This is a genomic window from Pseudomonas sp. BN606 (assembly GCF_029873115.1).
Taxonomy (GTDB): Bacteria; Pseudomonadota; Gammaproteobacteria; order Pseudomonadales; family Pseudomonadaceae; genus Metapseudomonas.
The window spans coordinates 39114-61443 of the sequence record NZ_SSOF01000028.1 but is presented as its reverse complement, the minus strand read 5'-3'; the positions used below and the strand labels follow the sequence as shown (position 1 = coordinate 61443).

General features: G+C 63.1%; 22 protein-coding genes and 1 tRNA gene. 4 read left to right on the top strand and 19 right to left on the bottom strand.

What is annotated here, in order from left to right; genetic code table 11:
- Window positions 1-38 precede the first annotated feature (38 nt).
- Together E8E75_RS01800 and E8E75_RS01795 are read right to left on the bottom strand one after the other, a co-directional pair.
- Window positions 39-1109: an AI-2E family transporter gene (locus tag E8E75_RS01800; protein WP_120654962.1), complete on the bottom strand. Its 1071-nt coding sequence runs from the start codon at window positions 1107-1109 to the stop codon at window positions 39-41.
- Window positions 1110-1145: 36 nt separating this feature from the next.
- A complete protein-coding gene (locus E8E75_RS01795) occupies window positions 1146-1397 on the bottom strand; it encodes a sulfurtransferase TusA family protein (protein ID WP_120654961.1) in 252 nt (83 codons plus the stop codon).
- 156 nt (window positions 1398-1553) lie between these two features.
- Between E8E75_RS01795 and E8E75_RS01790 the strand changes: the two genes are divergently transcribed.
- Window positions 1554-2987, top strand: a complete 1434-nt coding sequence (locus E8E75_RS01790) for a M48 family metalloprotease (protein WP_153920899.1) — start codon at window positions 1554-1556, stop codon at window positions 2985-2987.
- 75 nt (window positions 2988-3062) lie between these two features.
- Here the strand turns inward: E8E75_RS01790 and nadA are convergent, their stop codons facing one another.
- The 3 genes from nadA to E8E75_RS01775 form a co-directional block, all read right to left on the bottom strand.
- Window positions 3063-4121 carry a quinolinate synthase NadA gene (nadA, locus tag E8E75_RS01785; RefSeq protein WP_120654959.1) on the bottom strand — a complete coding sequence of 353 codons (1059 nt, stop codon included), beginning with the start codon at window positions 4119-4121 and terminating at the stop codon, window positions 3063-3065.
- A 230-nt stretch (window positions 4122-4351) separates the two neighbouring features.
- A complete protein-coding gene (locus E8E75_RS01780; protein ID WP_120654958.1) occupies window positions 4352-5749 on the bottom strand; it encodes an MFS transporter in 1398 nt (465 codons plus the stop codon).
- 242 nt (window positions 5750-5991) lie between these two features.
- Complete coding sequence (locus E8E75_RS01775) at window positions 5992-6942, bottom strand: LysR family transcriptional regulator (RefSeq protein WP_120654957.1); 951 nt, start codon at window positions 6940-6942, stop codon at window positions 5992-5994.
- Window positions 6943-7071: 129 nt separating this feature from the next.
- On the opposite strand from E8E75_RS01775, the gene E8E75_RS01770 reads away from it, so the two are divergent.
- The 3 genes from E8E75_RS01770 to E8E75_RS01760 all read left to right on the top strand — a co-directional run bounded on the left by E8E75_RS01770 (window position 7072) and on the right by E8E75_RS01760 (window position 11854).
- Window positions 7072-8253: a fumarylacetoacetate hydrolase family protein gene (locus tag E8E75_RS01770; RefSeq protein WP_153920898.1), complete on the top strand. Its 1182-nt coding sequence runs from the start codon at window positions 7072-7074 to the stop codon at window positions 8251-8253.
- 47 nt (window positions 8254-8300) lie between these two features.
- Complete coding sequence (locus tag E8E75_RS01765; RefSeq protein ID WP_153920896.1) at window positions 8301-10085, top strand: IlvD/Edd family dehydratase; 1785 nt, start codon at window positions 8301-8303, stop codon at window positions 10083-10085.
- Between the two features lie 185 nt (window positions 10086-10270).
- A complete protein-coding gene (locus tag E8E75_RS01760) occupies window positions 10271-11854 on the top strand; it encodes an aldehyde dehydrogenase (NADP(+)) (RefSeq protein ID WP_120654954.1) in 1584 nt (527 codons plus the stop codon).
- 136 nt (window positions 11855-11990) lie between these two features.
- Here the strand turns inward: E8E75_RS01760 and E8E75_RS01755 are convergent.
- From E8E75_RS01755 to E8E75_RS01690, 14 genes are all read right to left on the bottom strand, one after another.
- A tRNA-Lys gene (locus E8E75_RS01755) sits at window positions 11991-12066 on the bottom strand.
- A 58-nt stretch (window positions 12067-12124) separates the two neighbouring features.
- A complete protein-coding gene (gene queC / locus E8E75_RS01750; protein WP_120654953.1) occupies window positions 12125-12799 on the bottom strand; it encodes a 7-cyano-7-deazaguanine synthase QueC in 675 nt (224 codons plus the stop codon).
- A gap of 70 nt (window positions 12800-12869) precedes the next feature.
- The gene (gene queE / locus E8E75_RS01745) at window positions 12870-13517 is read right to left on the bottom strand and encodes a 7-carboxy-7-deazaguanine synthase QueE (protein ID WP_120655375.1); all 648 of its coding nucleotides are present in this window, start codon (window positions 13515-13517) and stop codon (window positions 12870-12872) included.
- Between the two features lie 125 nt (window positions 13518-13642).
- The gene (gene ybgF / locus E8E75_RS01740; protein ID WP_153920892.1) at window positions 13643-14467 is read right to left on the bottom strand and encodes a tol-pal system protein YbgF; all 825 of its coding nucleotides are present in this window, start codon (window positions 14465-14467) and stop codon (window positions 13643-13645) included.
- A gap of 6 nt (window positions 14468-14473) precedes the next feature.
- On the bottom strand, window positions 14474-14971 hold the full coding sequence (gene pal, locus E8E75_RS01735; protein WP_028627602.1) for a peptidoglycan-associated lipoprotein Pal: 498 nt from the start codon (window positions 14969-14971) through the stop codon (window positions 14474-14476).
- Between the two features lie 57 nt (window positions 14972-15028).
- Window positions 15029-16333, bottom strand: a complete 1305-nt coding sequence (gene tolB / locus E8E75_RS01730; RefSeq protein WP_120654951.1) for a Tol-Pal system beta propeller repeat protein TolB — start codon at window positions 16331-16333, stop codon at window positions 15029-15031.
- A complete protein-coding gene (gene tolA, locus E8E75_RS01725) occupies window positions 16330-17367 on the bottom strand; it encodes a cell envelope integrity protein TolA (protein WP_120654950.1) in 1038 nt (345 codons plus the stop codon). The genes tolB and tolA overlap by 4 nt, the downstream gene beginning before the upstream one ends.
- Window positions 17367-17825, bottom strand: coding sequence for a protein TolR (tolR, locus tag E8E75_RS01720; protein ID WP_120654949.1), 459 nt, complete (start codon window positions 17823-17825; stop codon window positions 17367-17369). The genes tolA and tolR overlap by 1 nt, the downstream gene beginning before the upstream one ends.
- A 34-nt stretch (window positions 17826-17859) precedes the next feature.
- On the bottom strand, window positions 17860-18555 hold the full coding sequence (gene tolQ / locus E8E75_RS01715) for a protein TolQ (protein ID WP_120654948.1): 696 nt from the start codon (window positions 18553-18555) through the stop codon (window positions 17860-17862).
- A 2-nt stretch (window positions 18556-18557) separates the two neighbouring features.
- On the bottom strand, window positions 18558-19004 hold the full coding sequence (gene ybgC, locus E8E75_RS01710) for a tol-pal system-associated acyl-CoA thioesterase (protein WP_120654947.1): 447 nt from the start codon (window positions 19002-19004) through the stop codon (window positions 18558-18560).
- Window positions 19005-19094: 90 nt separating this feature from the next.
- Entirely contained in the window at window positions 19095-20147 is a 1053-nt protein-coding gene (gene ruvB / locus E8E75_RS01705; protein WP_120654946.1) for a Holliday junction branch migration DNA helicase RuvB, read from the bottom strand.
- 6 nt (window positions 20148-20153) lie between these two features.
- On the bottom strand, window positions 20154-20759 hold the full coding sequence (ruvA, locus tag E8E75_RS01700) for a Holliday junction branch migration protein RuvA (protein WP_151136196.1): 606 nt from the start codon (window positions 20757-20759) through the stop codon (window positions 20154-20156).
- A 21-nt stretch (window positions 20760-20780) separates the two neighbouring features.
- Entirely contained in the window at window positions 20781-21305 is a 525-nt protein-coding gene (gene ruvC, locus E8E75_RS01695; protein ID WP_120654944.1) for a crossover junction endodeoxyribonuclease RuvC, read from the bottom strand.
- 275 nt (window positions 21306-21580) lie between these two features.
- Window positions 21581-22330 (bottom strand): YebC/PmpR family DNA-binding transcriptional regulator, encoded by a 750-nt coding sequence (locus E8E75_RS01690; protein WP_120654943.1) that lies wholly within the window; start codon window positions 22328-22330, stop codon window positions 21581-21583.

The window sequence follows — 22330 nt, the reverse complement described above, 5'->3', positions numbered from 1 at the left end:
AAGGGATGTGCGCATGGAAATGCGCTTTCCAGACCCATTTACTGCGCCATGGCATTTCTCGGGTCGGCTCGCGGCCAGGCATCCAGTACAGCCTTGAACAAGGTAGCCAGGGGAATGGCGAAGAACACCCCCCAGAAGCCCCAGAGTCCGCCGAACAGGAGCACGGCGCAGATGATCGCCACCGGGTGCAGGTTCACTGCTTCGGAGAACAGCAACGGCACGAGGACATTGCCGTCCAGGGTCTGGATCACGGTGTAGACCACCATCAGGTAGATGAACTGGTCGCTCCAGCCCCACTGGAACAGGGCAATCAGGGCGACCGGCACGGTTACCACCACGGCGCCGATGTAGGGCACGACCACCGAGAGCCCCACCAGCAGGGCCAGCAGCGCCGCATAGTTCAGGCCAAGCCAGACGAATGCCACATAGGTCACCGATCCGCAGATGACGATCTCGATCACCTTGCCTCGAATGTAATTGGCGATCTGGATGTTCACTTCGTCCCAGACCTGCGTCATCAATCCGCGTTCGCGTGGCAGGTAGCCGCTGATCCAGCGCCCGATCATCACCCTGTCCTTGAGGAAGAAGAACACCAGGATCGGCACCAGGACCAGGTAGATCATGATGTTGACAAGCAGCGGCAGGCTGGACAGGGAGAAGGTCAGTGCCCACTGGCCGAACTTGGCGACTTCACTGCGGGTCACCTCGATGGCCTTCAGTACCTGCTCATCGGTCACCAGATGCGGATAGCGCTCGGGCAGGAGCAGCAGCAACGACTGCCATTCGCCAAGCATGCCTGGCAGCTCCTGGAACAACTTGCTCAACTGTTGCCAGAGCAACGGCACCAGCACGCCGAGAATCAAGGCCAGGGCACCGATGAACAGCGCGAAGACGATCCAGACCGCCAGCGTTTGCGGCAGTCGCAGACGCTCCAATAGGTTGACCAGCCCCTGCATGAGGAACGCCAGGACCATGCCCGCCAACACAGGCGCCAGCATGTTGCCAAGAGTCAGAACGATCGTGAAGCCGAGAACGAGGACCACAGCCAGCACCACGGCTTCTTCATCAGAGAAGTAGCGCTGGACCCAATCGCGAAGCACCTTGAGCATCAGAAATCCTTGAAAGACCCACTCGACAAGCCGTGGTCAGGCCTTGCGCAACCAGTAGCGGAATACGCCGTCTTCGACCTCTTCACGCAGCAACTGGTGCCCGGCCAATTGTGCGAAGGCGCGGAAATCGCGCTGGGAACCAGCGTCGGTAGCGATCACCTTGAGCACCGCTCCGCTGTTCAGGCGATTGAGCTCGAGCTTGGCCTTGAGCAGGGGCAAGGGGCAGTTCAGGCCACTGGCATCCAGTTCGACGTCGAAATCATCGGTTCGACTGGCAGCGTCAGTCATGGTGAGTCTCCGGAAGGGCGCCTGGCGGGTCGCTCGGGAAGGTCGCGGGGCGGGAATACTTGAGCGGGCGGTTAGGATACAGAAGGCAGAGCTCCGCTGGCCAGCCAGCAGCGCCGGAGGCTACAGTTAGGCCTTTGCCGCCAACGAGCCCAGTGCATGAATCTTCTGCGCCCCACTCTGCTGACGCTTGCCTGTTTTCTCGCTCCCCCCCTCATGGCCGACGACCTGCCGTCGCTGGGGGACTCCAGCTCTTCGATCGTCTCTCCGGAACAGGAACATCAACTCGGCCGCGCCTGGCTGAGTCTGCTGCGTGGCCAAGTGCCGCAACTCAATGACCCGCAGCTTAAAGACTACGTGGAGACCAGCGTCTATCGCCTGGCCGAAACCAGCCAGTTGCAGGACCGCCGCCTGGAGTTCGTCCTGCTCAATAGCCCGCAATTGAACGCCTTCGCCGCCCCCGGCGGGATCATCGGTGTCAACGGCGGTCTCTTCCTCTACGCCCCTACCGAAGCCGAGTACGCCTCGGTACTGGCGCACGAATTGGCGCACTTGTCGCAACGCCACTTCGCCCGTGGCGTAGAGGCCCAACAGCGCATGCAGATTCCGGTGATGGCTGCGATGCTCGCGGGCATCGTTGCCGCCGCAGCCGGCGCTGGCGATGCCGGCATGGCCGCGATCATGGGCACACAGGCCGCTGCCATTCAGGAACAACGCCGCTTCTCCCGGCAGAACGAACAGGAGGCCGACCGCATCGGTCTGCTCAATCTGGAAAAGGCTGGCTACGACCCGCGCGCCATGCCACGCATGTTCGAACGCCTGATGCGTCAGTACCGCTATGACGCCAAACCGCCGGAATTCCTCCTCACCCACCCGGTGACCGAGAATCGTATCGCCGACACGCGCAACCGCGCCGAACAGTTGCCGCAGGGGGGCGTCGAGAACAGCCTGCGCTACCAGCTGATGCGCGCTCGCGTGCAACTCATGTTCGAGGAGACCCCGGGCATCGCTGCCAAGCGCTTCCGCGCCCAGCTCGACGAAGACCCGAAGCTGGACGCAGCCCGCTACGGCCTGGCGATCGCCCAGATCAAGGGTGGACAGCTCAATCAGGCTCGCGACAACCTGGCGCCGCTCCTGGCCAAGGCGCCGAACGAGATCGTCTACAACCTGGCTCAGGTCGACCTCGACATCACCGCCAATCGATTGCCTGATGCCCAACAGCGCGTCGACCGCCTGCTCGCGCAATACCCCAATAACTACCCGCTGAAACAGATGCGTAGCGACCTGCTGATCAAGCAGAACAAACCGAAGGACGCCGAGAAGGTGCTCGACGGCCTGCTCAAGAGCCGGCCGAACGATCCGGATGTGTGGTACCAGGTGGCGGAAGTGCGTGGCCTGGCCGGCAATACCATTGGCCTGCACCAGGCCCGCGCCGAATTCTTCGCCCTGGTGGGCGACTACGATCAGGCGATCGAGCAGTTGGACTTCGCCAAGCGTCGCGCCAGTGGCAACTTCCCGCTTGCCGCACGCATAGACGCCCGCCAGCAGGAACTGGCTGAGCAACAGAGGATGCTTAAACAGATGATGCGCTGATCGCCGCATCAAGCCCCAGGCTCAGCCCAGATACAAAAAAGCCCGGACGAGTCCGGGCTTTTTCATGGAGAGGAATCAGGCGTTACCGGCCTGTTTCATTCGTGCAGCCTGGGTGAAGTCCAACATTCGCTTGAGCGGTTTGATCGCCTTCGGAACCAAGGCCGGATCGACGAAGATTTCGTTCGTGCCTTCGCGCAGGCATTGCAGGGTGCGCTCCAGGGTGTTCATGGCCATCCACGGGCAGTGGGCGCAACTGCGGCAGGCCGCGCCATTGCCAGCTGTGGGGGCCTCGATGAACTGCTTGTCCGGGCACAGCTGCTGCATCTTGTAGAAGATGCCGCGATCGGTTGCGACGATGAACATCTTGTTCGGCAGGGTCTGCGCCGCTTTGATCAGTTGGCTGGTGGAACCGACCGCGTCGGCCAGCTCGATCACCGCTTCAGGGGATTCAGGGTGCACCAGCACCGCTGCATCCGGATACAGCGCCTTCATATCCTGTAGCTGCTTGGCCTTGAACTCTTCGTGAACGATACAGGCACCATCCCAGAGCAGCATGTCGGCACCGGTTTCACGCTGTATGTATCGGCCCAGGTGCTGGTCCGGCGCCCAAATGATCGTTTCGCCGTTGTCCATCAGGCTCTCGACGATCTCCAGCGCACAACTGGAAGTCACCACCCAATCGGCACGTGCCTTCACCGCGGCCGAGGTATTGGCGTAGACCACCACGGTGCGCTCGGGATGCTGGTCACAGAACGCCGAGAACTCGTCCACCGGGCAACCCAGGTCGAGGGAGCAGGTGGCCTCCAGGGTCGGCATCAGCACGCGTTTTTCCGGGTTGAGAATCTTCGCGGTCTCGCCCATGAAGCGCACGCCGGCAACCACCACGGTCTGCGCCGAATGCTGGTTGCCGAAGCGGGCCATCTCCAGGGAGTCGGAGACGCAACCACCGGTTTCCTCAGCCAGCGCCTGGATCACCGGATCGCAGTAATAGTGCGCGACCAGTACCGCGTCCCTGGCCTTCAGCTCAGCAGCAATGGCGGCACGGTAGTGCGCCTCCTCCTCGGCCGTCAGCGGCTTGGGCTGCTTGGCGGCAAGATGGGCCTGGACCAGAAAGCGTTCGGAAAGCTGTGTCATGGGAGCTGAACCTGCGAGCGCGATGGCGCGAAAACAATTATACATCCGCCTCTACAGCCAAAGGGCCACGGGAGGGCGGCGGATAATAACGCAGATTTGGCGGCGTCGGCACAACGCTGGCAAGCGCCGTCTGTCTGTCGTAGCCGGCCCTGGGCGGACAGCCGCCCCCCTGGAGAAACGCAAAGGCCCGCCTGGAGGCGGGCCTTGTGGTCAGTGGCGAGCCCCAGGGCTCATGCTTGGCTCACCGCCATATCCCCTTCCGTCTGGCATGCGGGCCGGCGTTCGGCGGACCTGCCGAGCATGCTGGCGGGAATCGCCAGGATCAGGCCACCGCTGACGAACAGGCACAGGGCCAGGACGTAGGTGCCGTTGTTGATGTCGCCGGTCAGGGATTCCGCCATGGCGGTGATCATCGAGCCGGTGAAGCCGGACAGGTTGCCGAAGGCGTTGATCATGCCGATGCCGGCGGCTGCGGCGACACCGGAAAGCACGCTGCCCGGCAAGGTCCAGTAGATCGGCATCAGGCTGAGGATGCCCGAGGCGGCCACGGTGAGGAACAGCACCGAGAGCACCGGGCTGTGGGCGAACACGGCGCTGAGGATCAGCCCGGTGCCGCCGATGAAGGCCGGAATCGCCGCGTGCAGCCGGCGCTCGCCGGTGCGGTTGGAGTGCCGGGCGTTGAGCAGCATTGCCACCAGCGCCACACCATAGGGAATGGCGGTAAGCAGGCCGATGTGCAGGGTGTTGGTAACGCCGGTGCTCTTGATGATCGACGGCATCCAGAACGCCAAGCCGTAGAAGCCGGTATTGAAGGTCAGCAGGATCAGTACCAGCAGCCAGACGCGCGGGTTGAAGAACACCTCGCCCAGGCGTGAGGCCTTGCCCTGGTCGTCCTGCTTGAGGTTGGCCTTGAGCACGGCCTTTTCGGCGGCCGACAGCCACTTGGCCGAATCGATACCGTCGCAGAGGAAGGTGAACACCACCACGGCCATGACGATCGACGGCAGGCCTTCTATGAGCAGCATCCACTGCCAACCGGACAGGCCGTGCACACCATTCATGGAGGTCATCAGCCAGCCCGATAGCACGCCGCCCAGGGTCAGGCTGATGGGCAGGGCGATCAGGAAGCCGGACATCACCCGGCTCTGCCGGTGGGTCGGGAACCAGTAGTTGAGATAGAGGATGACCCCGGGGAAGAAGCCGGCTTCGCAGATACCGAGCAGGAAGCGCAGCACATAGAACATGGTGCTGGCCTCGACGTGGAAGAACGCCGCCAGGGGCGCTGTGAAGGCCACGGCCATCGACACCACGGCCCACGTAATCATGATCCGGGTGATCCAGAAGCGCGCGCCGAAGCGATGCAGCAGCAGGTTGCTGGGAACTTCGAAGATGAAATAGCCCCAGAAGAACACGCTGGCGCCGAGGGCATAGACGGTATTGCTGAATTGCAGGTCGCCGAGCATGTCGAGCTTGGCGAATCCGATATTGACCCGATCGAGATAGGCCGCGATGTAGCACAACAGCAGGATGGGCAGCGTACGCAGGATGACCTTGCGATAGAGCCGGTCCTCGCTGGCGAGGTCAGGAGCGCCAACGGGGGCGTGCGAGTGTTCTGGGACTCTTTGCATTGTGCTAACCCTTAGGCACGTGACATGCCTGATTGTTGTTATTAACAGGGTCGCCGATTGCGCATTTCACCTGCGCTGATCGCCCTGGCGCTGCCCTGCCCACGGGAGGCGTGGCGTGTAGCGGACGGCGTGGACAGGCGGGCGTTCTGACCAATCGAAAGCGATGGCCGCTAATCTAGGTGACCGATCGATGCAATCCCAATGGCATTTTTGGATTAATCGATAACGCAGGGTTATTGATTTTAGTCTTGGGCTACCTGCGTACGGCGGGCGTTCTCCAGCAGGATCTCGGCGAACTCCAGGGCGCGCCCCACCAGCGGCTCGCCCTTGCGGGTGAGAATGCCGTAATCCTGGGGCGCCAGGTACAGCGGAGTGTCCAGGGTTTTCAACGAACCGCTCCTGAGGTGCGGCTCCACCATCACGCGGGGCAACATGCCGATCATCGGGCCGCTCTGCAGGACCTGGAGGAAGGTCTGCATGGAGATGGTTTCGATGGTGTTGCGCGGCTCGGCGACCTGGGCCTTGGCGAAGGCATCCTCCATGCGCCCACGGATCGGCGTGCCCTTGGGATAGAGAATCCAGGGCCATTCCACCAGCTCCTGCAGGGACATGGGCCCAGCCTCGCAGAGCGGATGGCGGCTGTTGACCACGATGGAGAACGGCTCCGGCGCCAGGGCGCGGAAATCGTAGCGCCGCTGCTGGCCCTGCTCGGTGAACCGACCGATGGCCAGGTCCAGGGTGTGCTCCTCGAGCATTTCCATCAGGTGATCGCTGGTCTGCTCCACCACTTCTATCGCCAGCAGGGGCCAGCGCTGTTTGATCTGCACTATGGCCTCCGGCAGCACCACTGCGGTGGCGGCGAAGATGGCCCCGACCTTCAGGTGGCCGTGGCCGCCGGAACTCAGGTTGTTGATCTGCTCGACGAAGCTGCGAGCGTCGTTCAACGCCAGCTGGGCGTAGCGCAGCACCTGCTCGCCCAGCGCGGTGGGCGTCATGCTGCGCGGCTGGCGCTCGAAGACGGCGAAGCCCAGCAGGCTTTCGATTTCCTTGAGCATCTTGCTCAGGGCCGGCTGGCTGAGGCTCATCTGCTGGGCGGCCAGGTGCATGTTGCGGGTCCGACCCAGGGTATCGATGAGCACCAGGTGCCTGAACTTGAGCCAGCTGCAGAAGGTCGAGAACGACAGGTCCGACATGGTGCTTCCACGATGGGATGAATGGGACTACCCAATAACCAACGGTTATCGAATATTGAGAATATGCCATTGGAGTTTATCTACGCCACCACCTAGCGTGCAGGCTTCACGCATCAGGAAGCTTTCACCATGTCGATCCGCCTCACGCCTGCGAACACCCTGCCCGTCGATGGCCTGTCCGCCACCCTGGTTGGCCGCGCCTGGATTCCCGGTCCGGTGCCAGGCCCCTCGCCCATCGTGCTGCGCGCCGATGGCGTCTTCGACCTGTCCGGACGTTTCGCCACCCTCAGCGAGCTGCTGGAGCTGGACGCACCGCTGCAGGCATTGCGCCAGGCCCCCGGCACCTTCCTGACCAGCATCGAGGAGCTGTTGGCCAATAGCGGCGCGGATGCCGACCCGGAAAAACCCCACCTGCTGGCCCCTCTGGATCTGCAGGTGATCAAGGCCGCCGGCGTGACCTTCGCCGCCAGCATGGTGGAACGGGTGATCGAGGAAAAAGCCGGTGGCGATGCGGCCCTGGCCGAAGGGGTGCGGGCGATGGTGCGCGAGGTGATCGGCGACAACCTGCGTTCGATCCGGCCAGGCTCCGAGCAGGCGCAACGCCTGAAGGAAGTGCTCATCGAGCGGGGCATGTGGTCGCAGTACCTGGAAGTCGGCATCGGCCCGGACGCCGAGATTTTCACCAAGGCGCCTGTCCTCGCCGCCGTGGGCAGCGCCAGCCTGATTGGCGTCCACCCGCATTCGCAATGGAACAACCCGGAACCCGAGGTGGTACTGGCGGTCAACAGCCGTGGCCAGATCCACGGCGCCACCCTGGGCAACGATGTCAACCTGCGGGACTTCGAGGGACGTAGCGCCCTGCTGTTGAGCAAGGCCAAGGACAACAACGCCTCCTGCGCCATCGGGCCCTTCATCCGCCTGTTCGACGAAGGTTTCGACCTGGATGCGGTGCGCCGCTGTGTGGTGGACCTGGAAGTCCAGGGGCTCGATGGTTATCAGCTGCGCGGTTCCAGCTCGATGGAGCAGATCAGCCGCGATCCGCTGGAGCTGGTGGCGCAGACCGTGAATCGCAATCACCAGTATCCTGACGGCTTCATGCTGTTCCTCGGCACGCTGTTCGCACCCACCGAGGACCGTGACCACCCTGGCGCCGGCTTCACCCACAAGCCCGGTGACCGCGTCAGCATCAGCAGCCCGCTGCTGGGCGGACTGCACAACGAAGTGACCCACAGCGACGCAGCCCGGCCCTGGACCTTCGGCCTCGGCGCCCTGATGCGCAACCTGACCGCACGCGGACTGCTGCCACGCTGATCCCAGCTCCGCGCCGGCCGCCCCACCAGAACAAGAGAGCAACGCCCATGACATCGACTACCGTACGCCGCCTGCGCAGCCAGCAATGGTTCGACGACCCGGCCCACGCCGATATGACCGCGCTCTACGTCGAGCGCTACATGAACTACGGGCTGACCCGTGACGAGCTGCAGTCCGGCCGCCCAATCATCGGCATCGCCCAGACCGGCAGCGACCTGGCGCCCTGCAACCGCCACCACCTGGAGCTGGCGCAGCGGGTCAAGGCCGGCATCCGCGATGCGGGCGGCATTCCCATGGAATTCCCGGTGCATCCGATCGCCGAACAGAGCCGCCGGCCCACCGCGGCCCTGGACCGCAACCTGGCCTACCTGGGCCTGGTGGAAATCCTCCACGGCTACCCACTGGACGGTGTGGTGCTGACCACCGGTTGCGACAAGACCACCCCAGCCTGCCTGATGGCGGCGGCCACCACCGACCTGCCGGCCATCGTGCTCTCCGGCGGCCCTATGCTCGACGGCCACCACAAGGGCGAGCTGATCGGCTCGGGCACCGTGCTCTGGCATGCCCGCAAGCTGCTGGCGGCGGGGGAAATCGACTACGAAGGTTTCATGGAAATGACCACCGCGGCGTCCCCCTCGGTGGGGCACTGCAACACCATGGGCACGGCCCTGTCGATGAACGCCCTGGCCGAGGCCTTGGGCATGTCGCTACCTGGTTGCGCCAGCATCCCGGCACCCTATCGCGAGCGTGGGCAGATGGCCTACGCCACCGGCAAGCGCATCTGTGACCTGGTCCTGCAGGACGTGCGACCGTCGCAGATCATGACCCGCGAAGCTTTCGAGAACGCCATAGCCGTGGCCTCGGCCCTGGGCGCCTCGAGCAACTGCCCGCCGCACCTGATCGCCATCGCGCGACATATGGGTGTGGAGCTGACGCTGGATGACTGGCAACGCGTCGGCGTCGATGTGCCGCTACTGGTCAACTGCATGCCGGCGGGCAAGTACCTGGGCGAAGGCTTCCACCGCGCCGGTGGCGTGCCGGCGGTGATGCACGAATTGCAGAAAGCCGGACGCCTGCATGAGGCCTGCAACACGGTCAGCGGCAAGCGCATCGGTGAGATAGTCCGCGACGCCGCCACCAGCAACGCCGACGTGATCCTGCCCTACGAGGCGCCCCTCAAGCACGGCGCCGGCTTCATCGTGCTGGGCGGCAACTTCTTCGATAACGCCATCATGAAAATGTCGGTGGTGGGCGAGGCGTTCCGAAAGACCTACCTGTCCACCCCCGGCGCGGAGAACAGCTTCGAGGCGCGGGCCATCGTCTTCGAAGGACCGGAGGACTACCACGCGCGCATCGACGACCCGGCCCTGGACATCGACGAGCGCTGCATCCTGGTGATCCGCGGCGCCGGCACAGTGGGCTACCCCGGCAGCGCCGAGGTGGTCAACATGGATCCGCCGGCAGAACTGATCAAACGCGGCGTCACCTCCCTGCCCTGCCTGGGCGACGGACGTCAGAGCGGTACCTCGGCCAGCCCCTCCATCCTCAACATGTCGCCGGAAGCGGCGGTCGGCGGCGGCCTCGCCCTGCTGCAAACCGACGACCGACTGCACATCGACCTCAACGCCCGCCGGGTCGAACTGCTGGTGGACGCGGGTGAACTGGAGCGTCGTCGGCAGAACAGCAAACCCAGCATGCCGCCGTCGCAAACGCCCTGGCAGGAGATCTACCGGCAGATGGTCGGCCAGCTGTCCACCGGCGGCTGCCTGGAGCCGGCGACCCTGTACATGAAGGTGATCACCAGCAACGGCGAACCGCGTCACTCCCATTGAGGTCGGGAGGCAACCCCTCCCTCTCGCACCCGACCAACCGCAGGCACGCCCCTCCCCCTACGAGGGGGACGGGCGCTTTTTCATCTGGACTAGTCTGGGCGCCGCATTCGACGGCTGCCATGCCTCGGCCCACACGGCCGGGGCCTCCCTTCGATCCCAACCTCGCCCCCGGGCAGGAGAACCCCATGCTCAATCTGATTGGCCACAACTACATCGGCGGTGCCCGCCGAGCCGCAGGCGACATCACCCACCATAGCCTCGACGCGGGCACCGGCCAGGCGCTGCCCTACCGCTTCATCCAGGCCACCCCGGAGGAAGTTGACGCCGCCGCCGAGGCTGCGGCGGCCGCCTATCCGAGGTTCCGCAATCTGTCGGCAGTGCGCCGCGCCGAATTCCTCGACGCCATCGCTGACGAGCTGGACGCCCTGGGCGACGAGTTCATCGCCCTGGTGACCCGCGAAACCGCACTGTCGACGGCGCGTATCCAGGGTGAGCGTGGCCGCACCAGTGGCCAGATGCGTCTGTTCGCCAAGGTGCTAAGGCGCGGCGACTTCCTCGGTGCGCGTATTGACCGCGCGCAGCCCGAGCGTCAGCCACTGCCCCGTCCGGATTTGCGCCAGTATCAGATCGGCGTTGGTCCGGTCGCCGTGTTCGGCGCGAGCAACTTCCCCCTGGCCTTCTCCACTGCCGGCGGCGACACCGCTTCGGCCCTGGCCGCCGGTTGCCCGGTAGTGTTCAAGGCGCACAGTGGGCACATGGCGACCGCCGAATGCGTTGCCGATGCCATCATTCGCGCGGCGCAAAAGACTGATATGCCGAAAGGTGTGTTCAACATGATTTTCGGCTCCGGCGTGGGCGAAGCGCTGGTCCGGCATCCGGCGATCCAGGCCGTCGGCTTCACTGGCTCGCTCAAAGGTGGCCGGGCCTTGTGCGATCTGGCGGCCGCACGCCCGCAACCGATCCCGGTGTTCGCGGAGATGTCCAGCGTCAACCCGGTGGTGGTACTGCCCGGCGCGCTGCAGGCACGCGGCGCGACCGTGGCCAGGGAACTGGCGGCTTCGGTGGCGCTAGGCTGCGGCCAGTTCTGCACCAACCCCGGCCTGGTCCTGGGCATCCGCTCGGCGGCGTTCAGCGACTTCCTGGCCCAACTGGGGGACGCCATCGCCACGCAACCGGCGCAGACCATGCTCAACCCCGGCACCCTGCGCAGCTACGCCGCCGGCGTCGCCCGCCTGCACGCCAACGCACAGGTCAGCCATCTGGCCGGTACCGAGCAGAACGGCCAACAGGGCGTTCCCCAACTGTTCAAGGCGGATGTGGACATGCTGCTGAGCGGCGACCCCCTGCTGCAGGAGGAGGTGTTCGGCCCGACCACCATTGTGGTGGAGGTCGCCGACCGCGACGAACTGACCCGCGCGCTGCGGAGCATGCACGGGCAACTGACAGCCACCCTGATCGCCGAACGGGACGACCTGCTGGCCTACCGCGAGCTGATCGGCTTGCTGGAAGAGAAGGCCGGGCGCGTACTGCTCAACGGCTACCCCACCGGTGTCGAGGTCTGCGACGCGATGGTGCATGGTGGCCCCTACCCGGCGACTTCGGATGCCCGTGGCACCTCGGTGGGTACCTTGGCAATCAACCGATTCCTGCGCCCGGTGTGCTACCAGAACTATCCGGACGATGTCCTGCCCGAGGCCCTGCGGGACGCCAACCCGCTGGGCATCCTGCGCCTGGTGGATGGCGTCTACAGCCGCGACGCGCTGAACTAAGCCCTTGCTGCTCTATGCCGCGCTGGCAACGGCGCGGCATCGGTGCCGCCGGGAGCGAACGAGAGCAATGGGCGGGGGCGAATACTGGGAGGCGGAAACGTAAAAGCCCGCCTTTTTCAAGGCGGGCTTTTGGAGATGGTGGGTCGTGTAGGATTCGAACCTACGACCAATTGGTTAAAAGCCAACTGCTCTACCGACTGAGCTAACGACCCAACGCGAGGCGCATGATACTGATTTTATTCAGGAATTCAACACCCCTCGTGAAAAAAATTACTGGTAGCGGGTCGGATCCTCAACACCGGCAGCGGTGAAGCCTGCCGCACGCAGCCGGCAGCTGTCGCACTTGCCGCAGGCGCGGCCGTCGTCGTCAGCCTGGTAGCAAGACACCGTTAACCCGTAGTCCACGCCATGACGTAGCCCAGCACGGACGATGTCGGCCTTGCTCAGGTTCTGTAGCGGCGCCTGGATTCGGAATCCATTGCCTTCCACACCAGCCTTAGTGGCCAGGTTGGCCATGCGCTCGAACGCTTCGACGAATTCGGGGCGGCAATCCGGGTAGCCGGAATAGTCGACTGCGTTGACACCGATGAAGATGTCGCGCGCGCCCAGCACCTCGGCCCAACCCAGTGCCAGCGACAGGAACACGGTATTGCGCGCCGGCACATAGGTCACTGGAATACCTTCGGTCGGGCTTTCAGGCACGTCGATTGAGGCGTCCGTCAGGGCCGAGCCACCAATTCCATTCAGATTGAGACCGATCACCTTGTGCTCCACCACGCCCAACTGGCGGGCGACGCGCTCCGCCGCATTCAGTTCGGCGCGATGACGCTGGCCGTAATCGAAACTCATGGTGTAGCAGGCGTAGCCTTCGGCGCGGGCCAGCGCGACTACGGTGGCCGAATCCAGGCCCCCGGACAGCAGGATGACCGCTTTTTTCTCGCTCATGGGATATCCCTCGAAATCGGCCTACCCCGCACGCAAGGCGCTGGGAGGCAAGCTGCGCAATGGAGCCGGATCAGTGACCCGGTTCGTCGTTCCAGAGGATTTTGTGCAGCTGCAGTTGCAGACGCACCGGCAGGTTGTCGGCGACGATCCAGTCCGCCAGGTCGCGGGCACTCACCTCCTTGTGACTAGGAGAGAACAGCACCTCACCGGCGCGCTGGTCGAGGCGGTACTCGATCAGCTTGGACACCGCCCAGTCATAGTCCTCGCGGGAGCAGATGACGAACTTCACCTGATCATTTGCCGTGAGGTGGGCAATGTTTTCGTAGCGGTTACGACCGACTTCCGCCGAGCCCGGAGTCTTGAGATCAACGACCTTGCTCACTCGAGGATCCACAGCGGAGACATCGAGCGCACCGCTGGTCTCGATGGACACCTCATAGCCGGCGTCGCACAAATGCTGCAGCAGCGGGATGCAATTCGGCTGGGCAAGCGGCTCACCACCGGTGACGCAGATATAGCGCGGCTTGTAGGCGGCGACGCGTTCGAGGATGGCGTCGAGCGTCATGATCTCACCGCCATTGAAGGCGTAGGCGGTGTCGCAGTACTGACAACGCAGGGGGCAGCCGGTCAGGCGCACGAAGACCGTCGGCAAGCCGGCGGTACGTGTTTCCCCCTGCAACGAGTAGAAAATCTCGGTAATTCGCAGGGTTTGATGCATATCAGCCACGGGCGTGACGGCGAAACAGGCCATCCGCCTCCGTTGCGGGAATGAAGGTTTGGGGCGGCGATTCTAACGAAAAAACCCGCGGCTGGCGCGGGTTTTCGTGATCTGGAGGCAGAACCTCAGGGCAGGCGCTGCAGGTCGCGCTGGGCCAACTGGGCGGCCGAGCTGCCAGGGAACTGGCTGACGACCTGCTGGAGAATGGTCTTGGCCTTGTCGGTGTTACCCAGGCGCTGCTCAACATCCGCCAGCTTGTACATGGAGTCCGGCACTTTCGGGTGCTGTGGATAAGCCTGGCCAACGCGGGCAAAAGCCTGGCTGGCGCCTTGCAGGTCGCCCTTGGCGAGGTTTACCTCGCCCAGCCAGTACTGTGCGTTGCCAGCATATTGGCTGTTCGGATACTTGCGCAGGAAAGCGGTGAAGGCCTGGCTGGCCTTGTCGAAATCCTTTGCTTTGATCAGGTCGAAGGCAGCGTCGTAGTAGAGCTTTTCCTTCGCAGGGTCGCCCGGTTCGCTGCTGGCAGCCGGTTGCTGCGCCGGGGCGGCTGGGGCGCCGTTGGCTGCAGGTGCGCCAGCGGCAGGGGAATTCGGAGATACCGGCGCGCCGGCTGCGGCACCACCGGAAAGACGGCGATCCAGATCCTGGTATCGCTCCAGGCTTTCCTGTTTCAGGCGCTGGATTTCGTACTGCTGCTCTTCGAGCATGCCGCGCAGGCGAGCGATCTCTTCCTGCATTTGCTGCAGCTGCATGAACAGCTCGCCCTGCGCGGAGACAGGGGCCGCGGGGGCCCCGGTCCCTGCGTAGGCGGCACCAGTCGTGCCGTAACCGGCCGGAGGGTAACTGCCACCGTAACCGGCGTCGTTATCCACAACGGGAACCTCAGCCAGAGCCGCGAACGGCAGGCTGGAGAGGGCCAGGATGGTCAGAGCACGACTGGACTTGCGCATAGCGAATTACTTACGCAGTTCTACGCGGCGGTTTTGCGCCCAGGACTGCTCGTCGTTGCCAGTGGCAACCGGACGCTCTTCGCCGTAGGAAACCAGCTCAGCCTGAGCCGGGGAAACGCCCTGCAGAACCAGGTAGCGCTGAACGGCCTTGGCACGACGCTCACCCAGAGCCATGTTGTACTCGCGGGTACCGCGCTCGTCAGTGTGGCCTTCCAGGACAACGCGGTTGCCGTTGGCTTTCAGGTCCTTGGCGTGTACGTCCAGAGCGCGCATGGCTTCCGGCTTCAGGTCGGAGCTGTCGTACTCGAAGTAGAAGGTGGTGATAGCGCGCAGAGCGGCTTCTTCGCTCATGCTGCCGTCTACACCGCTGCCACCGGCGTTGTAGCCAGCGTTCGGGTCAACAGCGCCTTCACCGGTGCCTTCGCCGCCTTTGGACGAGCAACCAACAGCTACGGCCATGGCCAGAGCGAGAGCGGCAAATTTGCCGAATTTCAGCATTTCCATCATGTAACTCCTAATGAACCCCAGGTGTGTTTAGCAAAGGTATTTTTAAAGACCGCTTCAGTTCAGGTACGGCGACCAAGAAGGTTCGCGAATGTCGCCCTGAACTGTGGGAATCGGGACTCGTACGCGCCCGTTTGTAGACACGAGCATCAGCACGCCGCCCCCCTGCTGGCGAGTTGCGTAGATTAGCATGGTGCCATTAGGCGCAACAGTGGGCGAGTCGTCCAGCGTGGTGCCGGAAAGGATGCGCGGAGCACTGCCCGAGCGGGTCAGATCCTGGGCAGCCACCTTGAAGTTGGTGAAGCCATCCTGACGATGGATCATCACTAGCATCTTCTCGTCAGCCGAGAGCTTCGGGTTGGCGTTGTAGTTGCCCACGAAGGTCACGCGCTGCGGTTCGCCGCCATTGATGTTGGCCTTGTAGATCTGCGGCTTGCCGGCGCGATCCGAGGTGAAATAGATGGTCTGGCCGTCCGCGCCCCAGAACGGTTCGGTGTCGATGGCCATGTTGTTGGTTACGCGACGCATCTGGCGACTGCCAAGGTCCATCACGTAGATCTCCGGGTTGCCATCGCGGGACAGCACGAACGCCAGGCGATTGCCCTCAGGAGACCATGCAGGCGCACCGTTCAGGCCTTCGAAGTTGGTGATCTGCTCGCGGCGACCGGTGTCGATGTGCTGGACGAAGATACGCGGACGACGCTGCTCGAAGGACACGTAGGCGATACGGCGACCATCAGGCGCATAGCGCGGCGACAGGATGGGCTCGCGGGACTGCAGCAGGGTCACCGCACGCTGGCCGTCGTAGTCGGAACGCTGCAGGGTGTAGCGGGTGTTGTTCACCGAGAAACGCTCGGCGGTCACGTAGAGCATGCGGGTGGAGAACGCACCCTTGATGCCGGTGAGTTTCTCGAACGACTGGTCGGCGATGTAGTGCGCCATGTCACGCAGCTGGTCGGTCGAGCCGCTGACGTTGCCGGCCATGACCTGTTGCTCGGTGGTTACGTTGAACAGGGCGAACTGCACCTGCAGACGGCCGCCGGACGGGACGACGCTGCCTACCAGCACGTACTGGGCGCCAAGGGCCTTCCAGTCGCGGTAGATCACTTCGCTGGCCTGGGTCGGCAGGCTGATCATGTTCTGGCGCGGGATCGGCTCGAAATAGCCCGAGTTGCGCAGGTCGTTGCCGACCACCTCTGAGATTTCAGTGGGTAGCACGGTACCGCCCTGCCAGCCAAAGGGTACTACGGCGATCGGGGTCGCCCGGTCGGTACCACTGGTGATTACCAGCGGGTCGGCGGCCTGGACGGAGCCGACCAGCATGGCCACCCCGACCAGGACGATACGAATGAGGGTATTCACAGACCTAAATCCTCCGGTTTGAAGATGATGCGGCGCTGCCTGTACATCTGGTCAAAGGTAGCGCGATCCAATTGTTGCATCTCGGGGATACGCCCTACGCTGCGCACCGCACTCACGGCCGAGCTGTCAAAGGGCGAATCACCGCTGGAGCGGGTGACGCTGGCGTTGGTGATGGTGCCATCGGGCAGCATCTCGATCAGTACCTCTACGCTCATGCCGTTACGTGCCGATGGCGGACGGCGCCACTGCTCACTGACCAGTTTGATGATCAAATCGTCGAGGCTGCCTGCTACCTGGTCGCCGACTTCGTCGGCCAACGCTTGCTGGCGGCCCACATCCTCGGACAACAACTCGGCCAGAGCGGCGGCCTTCTTGTCCTCGGTGGCCTTGCGTTTGGCTTCCTCGGCCGCCTTCTTCTTCGCGGCGTCAGCGGTCGCTTTCTTCTTGGCATCCTCGGCGGCCTTCTTCTTCGCTGCCTCGGCTGCCGCCTTCTTCTTCGCCTCTTCCGCAGCCTTTTTCTTGGCCTCTTCAGCGGCTTTCTTCTTCGCTTCTTCGGCCGCCTTTTTCTTGGCTTCCTCTTCGGCTTTTTTCTTGGCGAAATCGGCCTGTTTCTTCTCTTCGGCCTTCTTCGCTTCATCAGCCTTCTTGGCTTCGGCCGCCTGCTTGGCTTCCTCAGCTTTCTGTTCCGCCTCTTCGGCCTTTCGAGCTTCGTCAGCTTTCTTTTGTTCCGCGGCCTTGGCCGCCGCTACCTTCTGCTCCTCGGCCTTCTTCTGCTCCATCTGCTCGGTTTCGAACTGCGGCGCAGAAGTCTTTTTGGCCTCGCCGGCGATCTTCTGGTTGGTCTGGGTAGTGGCCTGACTCTGGGATTTGAGCTGGTACAGAGTGGCCTGGACAATCGGACGGGACGGAGGCAGTTCCGGAGTGAAGGCGAAGCTGACGAACAACATGCCGAACATCAGGACGTGCAGAGACACAGCCCAGACGGTCGGCCAGAAGTAACTTTCCGAGGAGGAGCGTTCGCTCTGCTGCTGCATCAGGGCGCCTCGGTGATCAGCCCGACGTTGGCCACGCCGGCCTTCTGCAGGCCGCCCATCACGGCCATCACGGCGCCGTAGTCGACCGTTTTGTCGCCACGGACGAATACCTGGACCGTCTTACCCTGGCGGCTGTTCTCGGCCATGATGCCGGAGGCTGCCTGAACCAGAGCATCCAGGGAGACCGAGGTCTCGCTCTTGCGGGTCTGGTCGGTCTGTACTTCTTCGCCCATGTTCCAGTAGTAGGACTTGTCGGCCTTGATCGAGATCGTCAGGACACGGGCATTGTTGTCCTGCGGCAGGGCCTCGCTGGAAACCTTCGGCAGGTCGACCTTTACGCCCTGGTTGAGCATGGGCGCGGTGACCATGAAAATCACCAGCAACACGAGCATGACGTCGATGTAAGGCACGACGTTCATCTCGGCGACCGGTTTGCGTTTGTGGCGGACTCTGGCCATGACTTGAAACCTTTCCTATCAGGGACCCAGCGACTTACTCGTCGCTGGTGTGCACTTTGCGGTGCAGGATGGCCTGGAACTCATCGGCGAAGGTGTAGTAGCGACCGATCAGGGTCTCGCCGCGAGCGGAGAAGCGGTTGTAGGCGATTACCGCCGGGATCGCGGCGAACAGGCCGATCGCGGTGGCGATCAGAGCCTCGGCGATGCCGGGCGCCACAGTGGCCAGGGTCGCCTGCTGCACCTGGGCCAGGCCACGGAAGGAGTTCATGATGCCCCAGACGGTACCGAACAGGCCGATGTACGGACTCGTAGAGCCCACAGTAGCGAGGAACGGCAGGCTCTGTTCGATCTTCTCTTCCTCACGGGAAATGGCTACGCGCATTGCGCGGGCCACACCTTCCATCACCGCATCCGGATCAACGCCGGCTTGCTGGCGCAGACGGGAGAATTCCTTGAAGCCGGCGCGGAAGATCTGCTCGACGCCGCAGTCCGGATCCGGGTTGCTGCCTGCCTGGCGGTACAGCTTGGACAGGTCGATACCGGACCAGAAACGCTCTTCGAAGGTTTCCAGGGACTTCTTGGCGGCGCGCAGCATGTTGCTGCGCTGGAAAATCATGATCCAGGAGGTGACCGATGCGGCCACCAGGGTCAGCATGACCAGCTGCACCACGATACTGGCGTTGCTGATCAGGCTCCACATGGAGGTATGGTCGACGACGTTGGCTTCCACGCTTAATCTCCTGCTGGGAATAGACCCGGGTCGGCGGCGAAGGCTTCACGCAGCGCTTCGGGGATCGCCCGGGGTTTCAAACTGTCGGCACGTACACAGGCAATCAGGAACTGCCCTTCGCACAACAATGCGTTATCGGTGGCTCGCCTGACCTGTTGACGAAAACGCAGGCTGGCACGGTTCAACTCCATCACCTCGGCACTGATCTCCAGCTCATCGTCCAGCTTCGCAGGCGCCACGTAGCGCGCCTGGGCCGAATGAACGACGAACAGCAGGTTCTCCCCGGCCAGCTCGGACTGGGCAAAGCCCAGACTGCGCAGGCGCTCGGTTCGAGCCCGCTCCATGAACTTGAGGTAATTGACGTAGTAGACGATGCCGCCGGCATCGGTGTCTTCGTAATACACACGACAACGATGCTGAAACGGCTGGGCCCCATTTTGCGCGCGCATACTCTAGTGCTTACTCCTAAGGTTGCCAATCCGGCCAGGCAACTGTTTTTTCATGGCTAGCCCTGCCGAGCGCTTCGACCACGAAAGCGCCTATTCGTCACCCGAGCTGAAAAGATCGGCGGTCGGATTCTCCGCCATGCGCTTGGGCAGGTTGAGACCGAAGTGTAAGTAGGCGTGACGGGTCACCACCCTCCCCCTCGGCGTACGCATGATGTAGCCCTGCTGGATCAGATAGGGCTCGAGAACGTCTTCGATCGTGTGGCGTTCTTCACTGATGGCCGCTGCCAGGTTGTCGATCCCTACCGGGCCGCCATCGAACTTGTCGATCATGGTCAGCAGTAGACGCCGGTCCTGGTGGTCAAAGCCACGCTCGTCGACATCCAGCAGATTCAGAGCCTTGTCGGCAATGACGCGGGTGATCTCACCCTGACCACGCACTTCAGCGAAGTCCCGTACCCGGCGCAGCAGGCGGTTGGCGATACGCGGCGTACCACGGGCACGGCGCGCGATCTCGAACGCGCCCTCCGGTTCGATATGCAGGCCGAGGATACCGGCGGAGCGCGCAACGATGGTGGCCAGGTCCGGAGTGCTGTAGAACTCCAGGCGCTGGACGATACCGAAGCGATCGCGCAGAGGGTTTGTCAGCATGCCAGCCCGCGTGGTGGCGCCGACGAGGGTGAACGGGGGCAAGTCCAGCTTGATCGAACGAGCCGCAGGGCCTTCGCCGATCATGATATCCAGCTGAAAATCCTCCATCGCGGGGTAAAGCACCTCTTCAACGATGGGTGAAAGGCGATGGATCTCGTCGACGAAGAGCACGTCGCCCGCCTCCAGATTGGTCAGCAGCGCCGCCAAGTCTCCCGGGCGCTCCAGAACTGGGCCGGATGTGCTCTTGATGGCAACCCCCATCTCGCTGGCAATGATGTTCGCCAGGGTAGTCTTGCCAAGGCCGGGCGGGCCGAAGATCAGGGTATGGTCGAGAGCCTCGCTCCGTCCCTTGGCAGCCTGGATGAAGAGTTCCATCTGCTCACGCACCACCGGCTGCCCGATGTAGTCGGCAAGTTTCAGTGGGCGGATGGCACGGTCCAGCTGCTCGTCGCGGTCGCGACTGCTGGCAGTGATGAGGCGGTCGGCTTCGATCATTCGGACTTACACCATTCCTTTCAGGGCGCGACGGATCATTTCTTCGCTGGACAGCCCGTCTTCCTTGATCGCGGACACAGCGCGGCTGGCCTCTTGAGGCTTGAATCCGAGGGCGATCAGCGCAGCCAGCGCATCATTCTCCGCGCTAGAGACTGCCACGCCAACCCGAGGTTCGACCACCAGGGTGGCGATGGCCGGCATGCTTTCCCAAGCCTTGAATCGATCCTTGAGCTCGACCAGCAAGCGCTCGGCGGTCTTCTTGCCGACGCCAGGAATCTTCACCAGCGTGGAAGTGTCCTGGGCCTGTACGCAGCGCACCAGCTCATCCACCTCCAGGCCGGACATCAGTGCCAGGGCCAATTTCGGCCCGACGCCATTCAAGCGGATCAGCTCGCGAAACAGCTCTCGCTCCCGCTTCTCGAAGAAGCCGTAGAGCAGGTGGGCGTCCTCTCGCACCACCAGATGGGTGTGCAATGTCACCGGCTCGCCCACTGAAGGCAGGCGATAGAGGGTGGTCATGGGCACTTCCAGCTCATAGCCCACGCCATTGACGTCAAGGATCAGATGCGGCGGTTGCTTCTCCGCCAAGTTGCCACGCAGGCGTCCAATCACGAATTGCGTCCTTTGAATTGATTACAGACGAAGGCGGCCACCCCGCCGTTTGGCGGTGGCCAGACCATGGGGAATCAGACTCTGCCGGTGATGGGCATGGCACAGGGCGATTGCCAGGGCATCGGATGCGTCGATCTGGGGTTTCTGCACCAGCTTGAGCAGGTGCATGACCATCATCTGCACCTGCTGCTTGTCAGCACCACCGGTTCCGGCAATAGCCTGCTTGACCTGACTGGCGGTGTATTCGGCGATTTCCAGACCCGCCTCGGCAGCCGCGACTATGGCTGCACCACGAGCCTGGCCGAGCTTGAGCGCGGAATCCGCGTTCCGCGCCATGAATACCTGCTCGATACCCATGGTCACCGGCTCGTAGGAACGGATGACTTCACTTACCCCCCGGAAAACGATCTGCAAGCGCTCGTGCAATGCGCCAGCGCCAGTACGGATGCAACCCGAGGCGACGTATTCGCAGCCGCGCCCAGTATCGCGAACCACACCATAACCGGTGATACGCGAACCAGGGTCGATACCAAGAATCAGGGTCATGCCGCCGCAAGCTCCACGGGCCGACCTGAAGCCGGCACACTGTCTATTTATCCAGCCGCGAGTATACGGAGCGGCCCGCAAACAAAAAAGCCGGAAGCGCACGGGGCGACTTCCGGCTTTCGGATCACGCCAGCACTCGAACCTAGTCACGATCGTGCGGGTTAAAGCCATGGGCAAAAACAGGAAAGGGAGCGGAGTTTACGAGCCGTAAATGAGCATTCCGAGCCGGTTTTTAACGCCGCAGGGCCGAGGCGCAGCTTATCGTGATCAGGTTCTCAGCCGAGCTGCTCCATGATCTCGTCAGGGATTTCAGCGTTGTGGTAGACGTTCTGGACGTCATCCAGGTCTTCCAGCATATCGATCAGCTTCATCACCTTCTGCGCGGTTTCCAGGTCGGAGATGGGCGCAGTGATCGACGGGATCATCGCCACTTCGGCCTCATCGCCCTTGAAGCCGGCTGCAGTCAGCGCTTCGTTCACAGAGAGGAAGTCGGCGAAGGTGGTGTAGACCTCGACGGAACCGTCTTCGTCAGCCACGACGTCGTCGGCGCCCGCTTCCAGGGCAGCCTCCATCAGGGATTCTTCGTTCACACCGGGCGCGTAGCTGATCTGGCCCTTGCGGTCGAACATGTAGGCGACCGAGCCGTCGGTACCCAGGTTGCCGCCACACTTGCTGAAGGCATGACGCACTTCCGCCGCAGTGCGGTTGCGGTTGTCGGTCATGGCTTCGATGATGATGGCCACGCCGCTCGGCGCATAACCTTCGTAACTGAGCTCGACCATGTTGTCGGCTTCGTTCGAGCCGGCGCCACGCGCAATCGCACGATCGATGGTGTCGCGGGTCATGTTCGCGGTCAGCGCCTTGTCCACAGCCAGACGCAGACGCGGATTGTCCGCAGGGTTGCCACCGCCATGCTTGGCGGCGACAGTCAGCTCACGGATGAGCTTGGTGAAGATCTTGCCGCGCTTGGCGTCCTGGCGTTCTTTGCGGTGTTTGATGTTGGCCCATTTGGAATGACCAGCCAT